General features: G+C 47.2%; 13 protein-coding genes. 4 read left to right on the top strand and 9 right to left on the bottom strand.

Going from position 1 to position 15,532, the window contains the following annotated elements; translation table 11 throughout:
• Positions 1-47 precede the first annotated feature (47 nt).
• Complete coding sequence (locus MAR181_RS16675; protein WP_013797778.1) at positions 48-266, top strand: hypothetical protein; 219 nt, start codon at positions 48-50, stop codon at positions 264-266.
• Between the two features lie 4 nt (positions 267-270).
• Here the strand turns inward: MAR181_RS16675 and MAR181_RS16670 are convergent, their stop codons facing one another.
• Positions 271-1,152 carry a dimethylarginine dimethylaminohydrolase family protein gene (locus MAR181_RS16670; RefSeq protein ID WP_013797777.1) on the bottom strand — a complete coding sequence of 294 codons (882 nt, stop codon included), beginning with the start codon at positions 1,150-1,152 and terminating at the stop codon, positions 271-273.
• A 176-nt stretch (positions 1,153-1,328) separates the two neighbouring features.
• Between MAR181_RS16670 and MAR181_RS16665 the strand changes: the two genes are divergently transcribed.
• On the top strand, positions 1,329-2,336 hold the full coding sequence (locus MAR181_RS16665; protein WP_013797776.1) for an oxidoreductase family protein: 1,008 nt from the start codon (positions 1,329-1,331) through the stop codon (positions 2,334-2,336).
• Here the strand turns inward: MAR181_RS16665 and hrpB are convergent.
• The 8 genes from hrpB to MAR181_RS16625 all read right to left on the bottom strand — a co-directional run bounded on the left by hrpB (position 2,319) and on the right by MAR181_RS16625 (position 12,093).
• Entirely contained in the window at positions 2,319-4,850 is a 2,532-nt protein-coding gene (gene hrpB / locus MAR181_RS16660; protein WP_013797775.1) for an ATP-dependent helicase HrpB, read from the bottom strand. The genes MAR181_RS16665 and hrpB overlap by 18 nt on opposite strands.
• A 79-nt stretch (positions 4,851-4,929) precedes the next feature.
• Positions 4,930-5,940, bottom strand: coding sequence for a LacI family DNA-binding transcriptional regulator (locus MAR181_RS16655; protein WP_013797774.1), 1,011 nt, complete (start codon positions 5,938-5,940; stop codon positions 4,930-4,932).
• Positions 5,941-6,585, bottom strand: coding sequence for a dual specificity protein phosphatase family protein (locus MAR181_RS16650; RefSeq protein ID WP_013797773.1), 645 nt, complete (start codon positions 6,583-6,585; stop codon positions 5,941-5,943).
• Positions 6,582-7,391, bottom strand: coding sequence for an inositol monophosphatase family protein (locus MAR181_RS16645; protein WP_013797772.1), 810 nt, complete (start codon positions 7,389-7,391; stop codon positions 6,582-6,584). Before MAR181_RS16645 ends, MAR181_RS16650 begins: the two co-directional genes overlap by 4 nt.
• A gap of 93 nt (positions 7,392-7,484) precedes the next feature.
• The gene (locus MAR181_RS16640) at positions 7,485-8,591 is read right to left on the bottom strand and encodes an ABC transporter substrate-binding protein (RefSeq protein ID WP_013797771.1); all 1,107 of its coding nucleotides are present in this window, start codon (positions 8,589-8,591) and stop codon (positions 7,485-7,487) included.
• The gene (locus MAR181_RS16635) at positions 8,588-9,760 is read right to left on the bottom strand and encodes an ABC transporter ATP-binding protein (RefSeq protein ID WP_013797770.1); all 1,173 of its coding nucleotides are present in this window, start codon (positions 9,758-9,760) and stop codon (positions 8,588-8,590) included. The genes MAR181_RS16640 and MAR181_RS16635 overlap by 4 nt, the downstream gene beginning before the upstream one ends.
• A gap of 4 nt (positions 9,761-9,764) precedes the next feature.
• Entirely contained in the window at positions 9,765-11,585 is a 1,821-nt protein-coding gene (locus MAR181_RS16630; protein WP_013797769.1) for an ABC transporter permease, read from the bottom strand.
• A gap of 217 nt (positions 11,586-11,802) precedes the next feature.
• Positions 11,803-12,093, bottom strand: coding sequence for a 2Fe-2S iron-sulfur cluster-binding protein (locus MAR181_RS16625; RefSeq protein ID WP_144011344.1), 291 nt, complete (start codon positions 12,091-12,093; stop codon positions 11,803-11,805).
• 120 nt (positions 12,094-12,213) lie between these two features.
• Here MAR181_RS16625 and MAR181_RS16620 point away from each other — a divergent pair, with 120 nt between their 5' ends.
• Both MAR181_RS16620 and MAR181_RS16615 read left to right on the top strand, forming a co-directional pair.
• The gene (locus MAR181_RS16620; RefSeq protein WP_013797767.1) at positions 12,214-12,948 is read left to right on the top strand and encodes a response regulator; all 735 of its coding nucleotides are present in this window, start codon (positions 12,214-12,216) and stop codon (positions 12,946-12,948) included.
• On the top strand, positions 12,948-15,458 hold the full coding sequence (locus MAR181_RS16615) for a PAS-domain containing protein (protein WP_013797766.1): 2,511 nt from the start codon (positions 12,948-12,950) through the stop codon (positions 15,456-15,458). Before MAR181_RS16620 ends, MAR181_RS16615 begins: the two co-directional genes overlap by 1 nt.
• Positions 15,459-15,532 lie beyond the last annotated feature (74 nt).

The raw sequence follows: 15,532 nt of genomic DNA, 5'->3' as shown, positions 1-15,532 counted from the left end.
TGATTTTAATATCAAGGGTCTTTGATAAAAATAAATAGGTTCTGTTAATGGTTTTGTTCTTTCCCGCACAGCAAGATTTGGACTGTATTAGTCAGCAAGGTCAGATTCTTGGCAAGATTAAATTTGATGGTATGAAGGAAGAGTACGTCTTTCATCCAGATAATGAGCCTGTGCCGCTAACTGAACCGGAAAGACAGAGTATTGCGCAAAAGCTATCAATACTCCGTTCAGGCGCCAGTTCTATTCCCATGCAGGATGATGATTGATTTGTTATTGGCTTGTTTCACGTAGGATTGGGTTGGTAAGGCAAGTGGGTCCACCTTCACATGCCATACACAAAGCGTCCCCTTCAAATACCGTCACTGTCACACCATGTTCTTCCATAACTTGTTTGGTCTTTGGAAAGCCATCGATCATGATGCATTGATCTGGTGAAGTAGGCAGAACATTCAGGTTTAAGCCAAAGGAGGCGGTGAACTCATCTTCTGGTGCGATAACACATTCAATGCCTTCGGCTTCCAGTAATTGCCACAATCGTGCTGGAATCAGAGGAGGATGCACTAGGTACTTGCTCTCGGTTAACGGTGATATAACAGACATTAGGTGTAAACAAGCGTCTTTACCGTTCCAGTAAGGCATGTCAAAGCCAAGTACTTGAATGTCATGTGGATTAAGTAACTCATTGAGTTGTGCAACGCCAGCTTGATTGGAGCGAAACCCCATACCGACCAATAAGGTCTTTTCGTTCAACCAAATGGTGTCGCCGCCTTCGATTTTGGCGTCGCCTGTCAATTGGCCGAGAATCGGGATGCCCAGCTTTTCATAGGTTTGTTTGTGTAACTCTGGTTCTGGCGCTCGCAGTGGTTTGCCCATTTGCAAAGGGATGGCGCCTACTTTGGTGATGAGGGAAGCATCGCGTGTAAACATGGCGTCGCACAGTCCATCATTACCTTCTTCCATCCACACAATCTCGCAGTCACTGTCGATGATCAATTGTGTGAAAGCGTCAAACTGTTGGATGGCTTTTTCGGCATCAAATAGATGGTTGTAGTGCCATTGCGCTTGATTGGCTTGTCTTAAACTGTCTCCTGGGCGTCTCATTAATACTTTTGACATCTTTTCAGCCATCAGCTGACAACCATAATTCGCCATGTAAACTCATCCTTATCACTGCGGGTATGACTTAAGGCTTTATAAGCAGAGAGAATTTCTGTTTATACGCCTAACCTGAGGCATCTTTATATCATATTCTTCTTGATCAAAGCGGTCGGCTTGTACGATTCCTTTTGTCATTGTCGGTGGCAATTTGGGTACAATGGGAGCAGTTGATGCTTGAGGCTTTTATGTCACCAGAAATATTTATTAAGCGCAGTTTGGCGGCTGACTCCGTCGTCCGTGCAGACATCATTCAATCTCTGTGGAGTGGATATGGCGAGATTGTTCGTTATCAAGTGGCTGCCCAAAGCCTGTCCGGCTCATCGGTTATCTTGAAGACGATTCGTTTAGATCAAGTTATGGCTCATCCACGGGGCTGGCAATCAGAACGCTCCCATCAGCGCAAGTTAACATCCTATCGAGTTGAAGCACATTGGTATGCTAATTGGAGCGATCAAGTAAAACGGTTGGCGAGGATCCCTATTTGTTATGCCGTGCACCAAACTGACGACTTGATCTACATATTACTTGAGGACATGGATGAGGCCGGTTTTCCACGTCGTTACGGCCATTTAGAATGGGAAGCTTGTTTGCCTATATTGGACTGGTTGGCAAACTTTCATAGTCGTTTTATTGGTGTAAAGTCGACGCCTGATAATGGGTTGTGGCCACGAGGGACGTATTGGCATTTGGCGACTCGTCCTGACGAATGGCAGGCAATGGTTGACGGTGAGTTGAAGGACTCAGCGAGTCGCATTGATGAAATCTTGTCACAAGCGCGTTTTCAAACCTTGCTACATGGTGATGCTAAGGTAGCCAATTTTTGTTTTTCTGAATTGGGTGATCAGGTTGCGGCAGTAGATTTTCAGTACATAGGCCGAGGTGTTGGGGTACAAGATGTGGCCTATTTTCTTGGTAGTTGTCTAGACGAAGCTAGCTTAACAGAGCATCTTAGTTATTTATTAGAGTATTACTACGCTGAGCTAGCCCGCTGTTTAGTGGCGCAAGGCGAATCGGCTGATTTGGCGTCAGAGGTTTGTGTGGAATGGCGCTCACTATTCGATATCGCTTGGGCCGATTTTCATCGCTTTATATTAGGTTGGAGCCCAACTCACGCGAAAAATACAGCCTTCAGTCAAATGGTTACAGCACGAGCATTGGCATTATTGAGAAGCTCGTAAGGCTCGGTTGGTCTTTGCGGTGGCTTGTGCCGCTAAAGGATCGTCAGGCCAAGGGTGTTTTGGGTAACGACCGCGCATTTCCTTTTTTACTTCTGGGTAAGCCTCTCGCCAAAAGAAAGGCAGGTCATGGGTGACGGCCAATGGACGTTGATTAGGGGACAGCAATTCTAGGGTTAAATTTTGTCCTAGAACACTGGGTGTTTGTGTCATGCCAAACACTTCTTGTAGTTTGACACTGAGTTTAGGCGGTTGCTGGCGGTAATCTATCTTATGCTGATTGCCTGAAGCAACAGCTAAGCGATCCGGTATGTATTCATTCAATCTGCGCTGTTGTTCCCATGACAAACTGTCCAGCAGGATTTGCTTAAGGGGCAGTTTATTTAAGGCATTTTGCGTTGTGATGTTGGTCAAATAGGGGCCTAACCATTCCGCTAGTCTATCGAGTAAGCCCTGATCCGCCATGTCTGGCCAATCCTGAGTGTCATGACTGGCGGCAAATTGAATGCGTGCTATCAATTGTGAGCTATCGTCTTGCCAAGGTAGCGTATCGAGCCCCGTCTGGCGAATGTGTTGTAGCATTGCCTCGGTGATTTGTTGAGGATCGAATTGAGCAGACTGCTTGCGATGTAAACAGAGCTTACCAATCCAGGTTTGCTGTTCACTGATAAGGCGCGCTTCCGATTTTGACCACGCCAGATGAGAACGAGTTTTCAGTAGGTGCGGCAAGGCATGTGATAAGGCGGAGATATCCAATGATTGGGCAAGAAAAATACGGTCTTCTTGTTGACCTTGATGACCACCAATATCTAAGACCAGAAGGTAGTCCGCTTGAGCATTTGAGTCGCGACTGTCCAGTGTGGCAATACGGCCATTGGCTAATTTAAAACGCGTGCTTTGAGCGTTTTGTTTAGCCTGTGAGGGAAGGCGTTGAGCGATACGATCAGCATAAGCGCCTGCTAGTAATGTGCCCAGTACGACACCTTGTTTAAGATCAATTTGTTGTTTTGTTTGCTTGAGATTTTGGCTGCGATTTTGCCATTGCCTTAGAGATTGCAGATAAAAATGTTTTGGTTTTTGAGTCGATATCGGGCTTTTATTGGCCAGCCATTCTAAGCGCATTGAAAAGTCACTATCCTGCTGAGAGAACGGATCGCCTTCTGACAATAGGGCACAGGCTTGGCAGGCCAGCTCGGTTTCTCCCCATTGTTTGCCTAACAAGAGAATTTGCGCCAGCCTTGGCTCTAAATTCAATTTACTCATTTGTTCACCATGAGGCGTCAATGTCAGGTTAGTCGCTTCGATGGCATTTAAATGACGTAATACATCAATGGATTGTTGAAAGTGGCTTTCGGGTGGAGGTGTGATCCAATCAAGCTCTAAGCGATCTTGTACACCCCATTGAGCCAGATTAAGTGTCACAGCACTTAGGTCGACGCATTCTATCTGAGGTTGGGCTTGTGGCGCTAAGCGATGCTGCTGTTCTTCACTCCACCAACGGTAGCAAACCCCCGCCTGAGTACGACCTGCTCGTCCCATGCGCTGAATCGTTTCGGCTTGTGTCGCGCGACGAGTATGCAAGCGCGTGGTAGCGGTATTGGCATCAAATCTGGCTTCACGGCTCAGGCCACTGTCAACCACCACCCCAATTCCTTCAATGGTTAAGCTCGTTTGCGCAATGGCCGTCGCCAATACTATTTTACGTTTAGGGGGTACGGTTGCCTTGATGACCTGCTCTTGTTGTTCCAAGCTAAGGTCTCCATACAAGGGCATAATGGTTAAATGTGGTTGCTCACTCAGCTGTGCCTGAAGCTGTTGATGGAGTTGTCTAATTTCTTTTTGACCCGGTAAGAAGACCAGAATGTTACCACTTTCTGCTTGATAGGCGGCCAAAGTTAAACGGGCCACTTCATCAATAACCTCGACGGTTTTCAGCGTTTTGTTGGCGTAATGCGCTCTGACAGGAAAGCTACGACCAGTACTGGTGAGACTGGTGCAGTTGAGACGTTGTTCTAATAAGGTCGTATCGAGGGTCGCGGACATGACCAGTAGTTTCAAAGGATCTTCATCGCGATACAGTTCTCGTGCCTGTAAACATAAGGCAAAGGCCAGATCAGAGTGGAGGTTGCGCTCATGAAATTCATCGAAAATAACAAGTGATATATCACTCAGTGAAGGATCATCTTGCAACATGCGAGTTAGGACGCCTTCGGTGACCACCAAGACTTGCGTCTCTTTGCTTTCTTTGGTGTCGTGACGAATACGATAACCTATGTGTTTTCCTACCGGCTCTTTTAACGTATCAGCCAATCGCTTCGCGGCCGCTTTGGCAGCTAAACGACGGGGTTCCAACATGACTATCTTGCGTCCTTGATTCCAGGCCTGATCCATCAAAGCCAATGGCACCACACTGGTTTTACCCGCACCGGGTGCCGCTTCTAAGATCGCTTGATCTTGCTCCAATAAGGTTTGAAGCAAGTCGGGCAGAATGGCATGAATAGGCAAAGAGGATGTCATGTTAGAACCTTTAAAATAGTGCCAACATCATAGCGATTTTTAGGTTGGTTTTCAGCAAGCATGCGTTTTATTCCGACTCTTAGCGAAGGCTATTACGCAGCTTGGGGATCGCGGTCAATCGTGAGGTTAAATCGGCTTCTTCAAGTTCCCCTAAAATATCACTGACTCGATTGGCGATGCCCTGATAAGGTTGAGCAAAGGTGGTGAGTTGATAGGCTTGCCATGCGGACTGAGGAATATCATCAAAGCCAAGAATGCTAATGTCATCAGGAATTGAAAGATTAAACTGATGGCGGGCGGTATCAATAAAGCCGCAAGCGACTAAATCGGTAATGCAAAAATAGGCATGGTTTGGCTGACGATTGGACAATAAGGCTTGAGCAGCGTGTTGACCGTCCTCATAGTTGGTGTTGTCACCTCGCCAAATCGTCACCTCAAAACCTTGTGCTTGCGCTGCTGAGATAAAAAACTGTTCACGGGCTAGCAGGCTAGGCGTGCCCTTGGTCGAGCTGACTAAGGAAAGGGCTTGGCAGCCAGCTTGTTGAAACAGAGTGACGGCTTGTTGCATGGCATCGACATAGTCAATCTGAATGTGATGGACGTTTTCGACCTCATCACTACAGTTAATCATGATGACTTTCTGACCTGAGTCGACACAGGCTTGGACCAATTCTTGCGGTGGTGTTCCCGACATCACCACACTGGCGGATGCTCGGTAGTGCAGAGCGCGACGCATGGCTTGTTCGGCACTGCTAGGCTCTGAGCTGGCATTGATCACCATCACCATGCGTCCGTCTTGTTGTAGTTGTTTGGTGAGAGCGTCTAATAATAGATTGTGATAAGGCTTGTCTAAATTAGCGGCCAGTAGGCAAACGGGTCGGCTTTGTTCTTTTGAGATACTACGGGCTAGATGATTAACGTGATAATTGAGTTCGGTGGCAGCCGCCAGCACTTTCTCTCGGGTTTTCGCCGAGACGCTGGCGCCGTCAGTAAAGGTGCGAGAAACAGCCGAACGTGAGACACCAGCCAAACGCGCGACGTCGGCAGCCGACGTCGCTTTGTTTTTTTCAGGACCTTTGTTTCTTTGCATTTACACTTTCTCTTTGGGCAGATAGGGCTGCAAACGTTTTACTTGTTCTGCGGCCCAATGGGCGGCATCGACCAATACTTGTTTGGGCGCTTCAGGCCATTCTTCTTTAATCAATTGTCTGGCTTCACGTATGTGAGCGATGGCGTCTTCTAGACTTGGATAGGTTTCAGCCTCGTCTAAATGCAGTAAAAGTGCGGTTAACGTTACTGAACGACTGCGTCCACCACGACAGTTGATGAGTATGTTACCAGTTTCTTTCCACGGGTAACTTGGTTTATTTGGTAATTCTTGGTCGATCAAGCTGCGCAATTGATAATAGCCTGCCAGCATCATTGGATGAGGGTTGCCAGGGCCATCGACAATGCCCAGTTTGTAGTAACGCACAGGCGACCAACCAAAGGGTAAGACCTTGCTTAACGGGTCTTGCGTGGTGACCAGGTTAATGTCCAGATTGACCGCACAATTGAAAACCGTACCTATACCATGTTGGCTTAATAATTCAGGATCGGAAGCGGCCTGTTTGTTGCCAATATAAAGGTCGATGTTACGACCAAGAAAGTTTTTATGAATCAGATGAAGAGGTGCACGCTTTGCGTCGGCCTCTCGAAAGACTTGTTTAATGTCGGTGACAGTTGATTGATTCATGATGGATCCTTTAGGGCTAAATTTGGAAAGTTAACTTGGCAAACTTGTGTCGCAATGGCGGGGGCCGAAGCGAGTACAGGGCCAGTGTCTAGTAGATCTGCCAAGCTGTTTGGCCAAGTACCGACTTGCCCACCGGCTTCTTCGACCATCAACATGCCAGCAATACAGTCCCAAGTGTTCATGGAGATTTCTAGATAGGCATCGGTTCGTCCTTCTGCCACCCAGGCTAATCCTAAGCCGCCGGAACCGCCTCGACGAATGCTGGCACCTTGTTTGAATAAGTCGTCTTGAGCCGTTAAGTAGGCTTGTGTTGTGGCTCTTTGTGACCAGCCAAGCTCAACATGGGCTTGTGTCATATCTGAGGTAGGTGCCACGCTAATGGCTTGGTTATTTTTGGTGACGCCTTTGCCGCGTTGAGCAAAGTACAACTCCTGTGACACTGGTTGCGCAATGGCGGCCAATTGGGCTTTGCCATCGACGCAAAAACAAATAATGACGCAGAAATGGGGAATGCCACGAGCAAAGTTGGCGGTGCCATCAATGGGGTCTATGATCCAAGTGGCGGGCCCAGGTGTACCGCCGCCTTCTTCTCCTAAAATGGCATCTTCAGGAAAATGGCGTGATATTTCCTCCCGAATCATGGTTTCGACGGCGAGATCGGTTTCGGTTAAAAAGTCTTGTGGGCCTTTTAAATCATAGGAACCGGCTTCTCGATTTAAGTAACCTTCCAGCGCGCGCGCGGAGGCTTTTTGAATCAAGGTTTTTAGGAAGCTGGCACGTGGTTCAATATCATGTAATGTGTTCAAGGTAATCCTTTAAAAATTGACACAGGCTCAGTCATTGGCCTGTGTCTTACTGATGAGACTAGATGAACTGGGTTCATCTAGTCTCAAGGTTGTCTACAGTTGGCCAGCACGTGCAAGCGCCCAAAGGTCTTGCCAGTCTTGGCGGCTTGCCCAGTCATCTTGAGCTGACGCTGGGTTGTATTTTATTAGTTGATCTAGGTAAGCCGACACGCCAGAAGGTTCGACAGCAGGGATTTTGTTGTCAATATTGGTTGAGATTTTGCCGTCGATGGCTTGAGGCTTAAAGCCTTCACTGGTCAACATGTAATGCACAAATAATTTCGCCGCATTTGGGCTGTCCGTGCCTTTGGTGATCATCATGAATTTAGGGTAAAGCATGCCAACCATAGGTTTCATTGACGCACAGATGCCAAGTTTCATGCCGTTTTTGTTTTCACGGTATTTCGCTGATGACATGATGCCAATGAAGTTTTCCTTGGTGTCAGGTGCGCCAACCGCGGAGGCGACATCACCATCCGAATTGGTTAGCAACGGCTGATTTTTTGCTAGGGCGACCACAAAGGCCGCAGTGGCGCTGTCTAAATTGGTTTTCAGCGGCTTGCCGTAGTGGGCTTGGTAAGCGTCGGCAATGAGCTTGTCATGATGCATGGCAAACTGGTTGAAAAAGTCCGTGTATAGGGATTTGTTCAGCGGGTCCGGCATGGTGACATGACCTTTCCACTCAGGGTCGGTCAGTGCCCAGATGTTATCAACCGGGCAGCTGTCGTTTAGTGCGGTGTTGTAAGACCAAACAACAGGTGAGTTTGATACCACTAATGGATTGCTAAATTGTGCTGGTATCTTACTTTTCATGTCTTCCGGTAGATAGCTGTATGTATAGCCATTCGATAATAACTGAGCGGAAGCGGCTGGTACATCTGAGATGATTACCACATCCGATTTGACGTTATTGGCTTTGGTTTCACTCAGTACCATTTTGATGCTGGCGCCGGCTTTGATCTTGGTGCCGGTGTTTTCAATGCCGTATTTTTTAGCAAAGGCCTTGGCTTGTTTCTTGATTTTGCCGGTCGAGTCGTAGACAGAAAGCGCAGGCTCTGACTTGGCGGCTTTGACTAAGGCATTAAGGTCGAAATCCTCCGCGAAGGCTGACGTCGAAGCAAGCGTGCCGACTAATAGTAGGCTAGGGATGTTGCGAATCATGAGATGTCCTCAATTTTGGATTGACTAAAATCAGGCGAAACCAGGTCCGCAGAAGTGCGGTAGGTCGCAGCCTTAGGGGTTAAAGCAAAGGGTTGGCGTTTGCCATCTGCATTGAATAAATGCATGGCGTGACTGGCGACTTTTAAATTGGCTTGATCACCTCGTTGCCAAAGTGGTGGTGTTTGAGTGGTGTGGACCAGATTTAAAGGCGATGTTTCATCTTGATCTATGGTCAGTTCAATGATCCAAGCTCCGCCAGTTGGTAAGATGTCGTTGATTGTGACGGGCACACTGGATGGCGAAGCCTCTCGACTTAACTGTAAACCTTCTGGACGCAAGCCAAGTTGTGTTCCTTCACTGACTGACATGGAAAAGCCGGCTTGATGCATTAATTGCTGAGCAGGCTTTGTTTCCGCTGAGATCATATTAATCGGCGGATTACCGATGAACTCAGCGACAAAACGATTCGCTGGGCGCTCGTAAATATCATCCGGCGTGCCTATTTGTTGGAGAGTGCCTTTGTTCATCACGGCAATTTGTGTCGCCAATGTCATGGCTTCCCACTGATCATGGGTGACGAAGACAATGGTGGTGCCGAACTCTTGATGTAGGCGCGTTAACTCAGCCCGCATGGACAGGCGCAATGACGCATCGAGATTCGATAATGGCTCATCTAATAATAAGATGCCGGGGTTCATGGCCAAGGTTCGAGCTAAGGCAACACGTTGTTGTTGTCCGCCTGAAAGCTGTGCAGGGTAGCGATCTTCCAGCCCTTCGATCTTGAGCATCACGATCATCTCAGCCACTAGCTTTTTACGCTCTTTAGCTGGTAAGCCTTTTAAGCGCAGACCAAACTCAATATTGCGTGAGACAGTCATATGAGGCCATAAGGCATAGGATTGGAAAACCAAGCCAATATGGCGTTTTTCCGCTGGAATAAAGAGGCCTTTGGCGACGTTATCAAGTACTCTTCCATCGGCAGATATCTCGCCATCTGTTAAGTGTTCCAGACCGGCGATCATGCGCAGAATGGTGGACTTGCCGCAGCCAGAAGGCCCCAACACACACATAAACGCGCCATCTTGGATCTCCATGGATACCTGATCGACCGCTGGTGGGTGGCCCTGGGTGTAGCATTTCGAAATATTGTTTAAGGTAATATTTGACATAGTATTAGCTCTCCAGACCTTGAGCTAAGCCTGTCCCAGTGAGGCGATTGATGAGGATGGTGCCGAATAGGGCAATCAAGGCAATCATCAATACGACCGCATTAGCGGCTTGGGTGTAGTTGAAATCAATAAGACGGATTGAGAACGTCGTGAGTACGTCGGTCGCAGGCACCGCCAGGATAATGAACAAGCTGACGCCTTTAATACCTGAGATGAAAGGCATTAAAACGGCCGTCACTAGAGCGTTACGTTGAATGGGCAGGATGATAGAGAACATGCGTCGTAACCAACCTGCACCGGCGACACGTGCACTGTCTTCAACATCGCTACCCAGTTGGGTCATGGCTGAAATCCCTGCGCGACTGGCAAAGGGCATTTGGTCAGCAATGAGGGCAAGGAAAAGGATCATGGGGGTGCCATATAGGGCTGGAATAGGGCCATGTGGCACAGCGAATAAGGTTAAAAAAGCCGCCGCAAAGGCAATCCCTGGCACTAAATAGGGGAAGAAGGTAATTTGACGTAAGGACACGGATACGAACTTCAAAGGTGAGCGCAACACAATGTAGCCGGTTAATAGTCCTAAAATTCCAGCGCATATTGAAGCACTGCCGACAATGCTGATGGAGCTCCAAGCGGCGTTCCAAAATTCCGATGACAACAGAATACCGTTGCGTAATGCCACCGTATCTAGGTTGGTACCAATCCAATAGTCTAAGGTGAAGTTTGATAATTCGAAGCGACCTGGCAAATGCATTACAGTGGATAATGCCAGCGCTCCCAGTGGTGCAATGACGCCAATAAAGACCATGACTAATGCAAGAATGGTCGCAGGCCATTGTAGCCAACCAAGTGATTGACGACGTTCCATCGCTCCCTTGGAACCGATAATGGCAAACCGTCTAGCTTCGCGCATCATCCAAGTATCCAGTGCTAAGGTGGCAATGCCGACCACTAAAATGACGCCTGCAAACACCGCCGCCACACCATTTTGCTGAGTGCCGATGGCGCGGTACAGAGAGGTGGCGAGAGTTTCAAACTGTACTGGTAGACCTAGCACATAAGGCACTGAGAACTCACCGATTGCATCAGCGAAAATTAATAACGCGGAGGACATCAATGCTGGACGCATTAACGGGAAAACAATCGATAAGGCGACTCTCCCTCGACTGGCCCCTAGCATCTGACCGGCTTCTTCGAGTTGGCTGTCTAAGCGTCTTAACGCATTACCCACTAATAAAATAACGAATGGAATGTAGTTGAGCGTCATAATCAGGATGGTTGGAAACGCACCATAAGACACCCAATCCGGCAGCTGATAGCCCATGGCTTCGGCCCAACCCGGTTGACCACCAATCGTGGCGTTTTTAAACAAGGTGGTCCACGCCAAGGCAAAGGTCCAAGCCGGGAGCATAAAAGGGATTATCAAGGCGGTGGATAACCAACGACGCCCCATGAGGTTCGTCCGTACTAGCAGCCAAGCCAGAATGGACCCAATGGTCATGGAAAGCAGCATAGAGATAATGGAAACCAATAAGGTATTCCACAAGGGCTTCCAAAAAATAATAGAGGACATCCGGGAGGCAAAGACGCGTTCTAGGTAATAGCTCGTCACTTGGCCTGCATCGCCACCAGTGCGCATTTCATCCCCTGTTTGAACGGTAAACACTTCAAACAGGACATTGATGATGGGTGCCGCAATCAACCACGCAAAGACAAATAATAGCCCCAAACCAATCAATAAAGTTGGATCGCACTTTGCGATCACAAGTCGATGTCGCCATTTTTGCAATGGTGATAAATGAGCCGATTGGGATACTGCTGTCATGTCATCCTCAAGTTCAAAAAACGAATGTTGAAACCTAAGATAGAGACCTTCCATGTCAGAAAGATGACATTTTGCAACTATGTGCAAAAAAGTTTGAAAAAGGTTCAGAACGATGCATATTTGGTCGAAACGGCTTGATCATTTAAACGATGACGGCACAGAAAGTGACGTTAGAGAAAAAAGGGGGTTATCGTGTGGAAGGTTTTAAATTGGGCTTTCAGCGAATCTTAACTTTAGGTTGAGCAATGACAATGTCCGTTTTACAGGTAGCGATGCAGGGCAAGAAGTAATGCTCGGCTTGTTCTTTGGTGGTGAGGCCGCGTGGTATTTTCGTGCCGTAATGTATTTCTCCCGCCAACAATTTTGTCAGGCAAACACCACAGACGCCATTGTCACAGGCGTGTTTAATAGGTACTTGCTGGGCCAACAAGGTCATGAGAATGGTGTCTTCTGAAGCACACTCTATCCAACGAGGAGGATGTAAAAAGCTAAGCTGAATGCGTTTCATCTGGGGCAAGATGCTTTTCCTTCTGTTAATCTTCTATTAACTTTAACATGATAAGAATATTGCGGTGCTGCAAGGCCATTGTGCATCGAATAATAATGACAACGGATCCTAACCAATATAATGACAGAGCCAAGTAAAAAAACCTTATTGGTCGTTGACGATGACCAGGATATTCGTCAGCTATTGTGTGATGCGTTATCACAGAAAGGCTATCAAGTGAGAGAGGCTGAAGATGGACATCAAATGTGGGCGCATCTAGAGGCAGAAACGGTGGATCTGGTATTAATGGACTTGTACTTGAAAGAAGAAGATGGCCTGAATTTAGCGCGAGACGTTCGAGAGCGATTTATCATGCCCATCATGATGCTTACTGGGAAGGGGGATGAAACCGATCGAATTTTAGGGTTAGAGTTGGCCGCCGATGACTATATGATGAAGCCTTTTAACTTGCGTGAGTTGACCGCTCGTATCCATGCTTTGTTACGTCGTTCTGTTCAAGTACCTCCCGTTGACATTCATACCGTTAATCAAGACCACGAATGTTTGCGTTTTGGCTCATGGGTATTGGATCTCACCGCGCGTTTGCTACAGGATCAAGAGGGTAAATTGGTGACCTTGACCCTAGGCGAATTCTCCTTGCTGGAAGTGCTGGCACGACATCCAGATCGGATTTTCACTCGTGAGCAATTGATTGAACAAAGTCGAGGGTTAGAAACGGAGGTGTTTGATCGTACTGTTGATGTGCTGATTTTGCGCCTCAGACGTAAAATCGAATCCAACCCGAAAACCCCAGAATTCATTAAAACACAACGTGGTCTTGGGTATTTCTTTCAAGGCCCAGTGCGAGCCAGCTGATGCGCTTTGTCAGCATTCGTCAAAAAGCCTCTTTGTCCATGTTGGCTATCAGTCTGGTGGCCTTTTTCATGATCGGCATTGGTTGGCAATCCATGCGAGTCAGTGAAGCGACTTTATCGGAATTTGAATCCGAAACCCTCCCAGAAATCAGTACATCGCTAACCTTAGCGGAAGGCGTTGCTCAGTTAGCGGCGATTGCACCTTACACAGCGGGTTCAGGTCGGCCATTCCAGTTGCAAACGGAGTCAGAGCGAATTCATCGTCGTATTGTCGAGTTACGGGGCGTCGCTGACAGCCTGATGGATTCAGAATTTCAGGTGGACATAGATAAGCGTTTGGATGATTTGCAGGCGACTCTGGAGGAGTTGGTTTCTCTCGTTCGAGAAGAATTATATTTACGGGAAGATGGTTTAGCGCAACAGTTTCGTATTCGTCAGTTATTGCCTTCAACCAACACCATAGACATTCCCAATCAACAAGGATTGGCGTGGTTACTTCAGTTATTAGAAGCCCCCAGTTTGTTGCCCGAACGCATCGCAAAGACTTTAAAGCTTTCTGAGCAAGACGCCGATGTGACCAGTATTGCGCAGGATTTATTGCAGGCTCATCGGCGCTTAAATGAAATACAAGAGAGAAAAAATTATTTGCTGATTGCCATTCGGGCGAAGTCTGAACAGCTGAGTCAGCAAGTGAGTGACTTTGTGGGGGGCTTACAGAAAAAAGTGAGTCGTCAGCGTCAGGATGTTTCGTCCTTTGTGGCCACTGGACAGAATTGGATCATTGGCATTTCACTGTTTTTATTGTTAGGTCTGGCGCGGCTTTATTGGTACAGCCAGCGTATGACCAAAGACTTAGGCGTGGTCACCAACAATATGGAGCAATTGTCCTTGGGACAAGTGGATTCAAAACGGGCCCTGATTCGCCGTAATGACGAGATTGGAACCTTAGCAGATACCTTTGATGTGTTTCGCCAAGATGCCTTGCGACGAATTGCCGTGACGGCGGAGTTGTCAGAACAGAAGCGCTTGCTAGAAACCATTTTTGATAATATGAACGATGGTTTGAGCGTCTTTTCATCCAAAGGTAAGCTGGTGGCTTGGAATCTAGGCTATCAAAAGTTGTTTGATTTAGCGGATGAAGAGCTACGCATCGACATGCCGATTGATGAGGTGCAAAGCTTGATTAATCGGGGAGAACACAAAAACCTTAATTTAGAAAACCAACAAGTACACATGGATGAGGTCAATGAATCTCGACACTTGCGTGTGCAAAGTTTCGAGCGCCATTTTGATTCCGGTAAGATCATTGAGTTCCGTTCTAAACCTATGCCGGAAGGTGGCTTTGTCACCCTGTATACGGACCTAACAGAACGTAAAAGTGTGGAAAGCCAGTTAAGACAGGCACAAAAGATGGAAATGCTTGGCCAATTAACAGGAGGCGTTGCGCACGATTTTAACAATCTTCTGGCAGCGATTATGGGCAATCTGCAAATGTTGTCAGATTCTCAGCCACAATCCGCCGATCAAGCAAGGTACATAGACCGAGCCTTGGTGGTGGCTGAAAAAAGCAGTAATTTGGTGCAACGTTTGCTGGCATTCAGCCGTCGTCAGCAATTGTTTCCTGTGTCGATTGCTGTCGATGATTTGATTGAAGGCATGTTGGATCTGGTGGAATACAGTGTTGGATCCCACATTCAGGTCGACAGCGAGTTGCAATGCCCGAATGTGGTCAGCTTGATTGATCCTTCCCAACTGGAAAATGCCCTCTTGAATCTGGCCTTAAACAGCGCTAGTGCGATGCCAGAAGGTGGACGTCTGTCTTTCTCTACCAAAACGTGCACTCTGCCAGACAGTGACATTCCAGCCATTCGTATTCGTGTTGAAGACTCGGGTGAAGGAATTTCAGAAGAGGTTATTGGGCGTATTTTTGAGCCCTTCTTTACCACTAAACCGGTGGGCAAAGGCAGCGGTTTAGGCTTGAGCATGATTTACGGTTTTGTGAAGCAAAGTGGTGGTGAAATTAAAGTTACCTCTGAACCCGGTAAGTGGACGCGAGTGTGTTTGTTTTTGCCACAACAGTTGCGACCCTTGGCGGTGGCAGATCAATTCGCAGAACAGCATGTGGCGCGAATTCATTTGCTGGAACAAAGTTTAGTTTGGCTGGTGGAAGACGATGAAGAAGTGTGCCGAGTCATGCGTGAACAATTGGAAAAAATGGGCCTGATTGTACAATCGTTTGATTGCGCTGAAAGCGTGTTAAAGGCGTTGCAAAAGGCGATTCTGCCTGAAGCCATTGTGTCGGATGTGAATTTATCGGGTGCCATGAATGGCGTTGCATTAGCGCATCATATACAGGATCAAGAAAAAGCCTTCCAAGGCGATATTTTATTAATGTCTGGCTTGCCAAAAGATGAGTTAGAACAAAAATATCATCTAAAAAGTAATGATTTGTTTATTTCCAAGCCCTTTACGATCAAAGACTTAGAGAAGATTTTTCACATCAGTCGCTGAAATATTACAAATATTACAATAAAAAATGAGAATTGAAATTATTCGTTAGTTTTTGCGCTTCATATTATTAGCAA

Source organism: Marinomonas posidonica IVIA-Po-181 (genome assembly GCF_000214215.1).
GTDB lineage: Bacteria > Pseudomonadota > Gammaproteobacteria > Pseudomonadales > Marinomonadaceae > Marinomonas > Marinomonas posidonica.
Note: the sequence above shows the minus strand (reverse complement) of the source record. Positions and strands in the feature narration are given on the sequence as shown.

Coding starts and splice junctions, on each gene's coding strand:
- MAR181_RS16675 (WP_013797778.1), top strand. CDS start 48: ATGGTTTTGTTCTTTCCCGCACAGCAAGATTTGGACTGTATTAGTCAG.
- MAR181_RS16670 (WP_013797777.1), bottom strand. CDS start 1,152: ATGGCGAATTATGGTTGTCAGCTGATGGCTGAAAAGATGTCAAAAGTA.
- MAR181_RS16665 (WP_013797776.1), top strand. CDS start 1,329: ATGCTTGAGGCTTTTATGTCACCAGAAATATTTATTAAGCGCAGTTTG.
- hrpB (WP_013797775.1), bottom strand. CDS start 4,850: ATGACATCCTCTTTGCCTATTCATGCCATTCTGCCCGACTTGCTTCAA.
- MAR181_RS16655 (WP_013797774.1), bottom strand. CDS start 5,940: ATGCAAAGAAACAAAGGTCCTGAAAAAAACAAAGCGACGTCGGCTGCC.
- MAR181_RS16650 (WP_013797773.1), bottom strand. CDS start 6,585: ATGAATCAATCAACTGTCACCGACATTAAACAAGTCTTTCGAGAGGCC.
- MAR181_RS16640 (WP_013797771.1), bottom strand. CDS start 8,591: ATGATTCGCAACATCCCTAGCCTACTATTAGTCGGCACGCTTGCTTCG.
- MAR181_RS16635 (WP_013797770.1), bottom strand. CDS start 9,760: ATGTCAAATATTACCTTAAACAATATTTCGAAATGCTACACCCAGGGC.
- MAR181_RS16630 (WP_013797769.1), bottom strand. CDS start 11,585: ATGACAGCAGTATCCCAATCGGCTCATTTATCACCATTGCAAAAATGG.
- MAR181_RS16625 (WP_144011344.1), bottom strand. CDS start 12,093: ATGAAACGCATTCAGCTTAGCTTTTTACATCCTCCTCGTTGGATAGAG.
- MAR181_RS16620 (WP_013797767.1), top strand. CDS start 12,214: ATGACAGAGCCAAGTAAAAAAACCTTATTGGTCGTTGACGATGACCAG.
- MAR181_RS16615 (WP_013797766.1), top strand. CDS start 12,948: ATGCGCTTTGTCAGCATTCGTCAAAAAGCCTCTTTGTCCATGTTGGCT.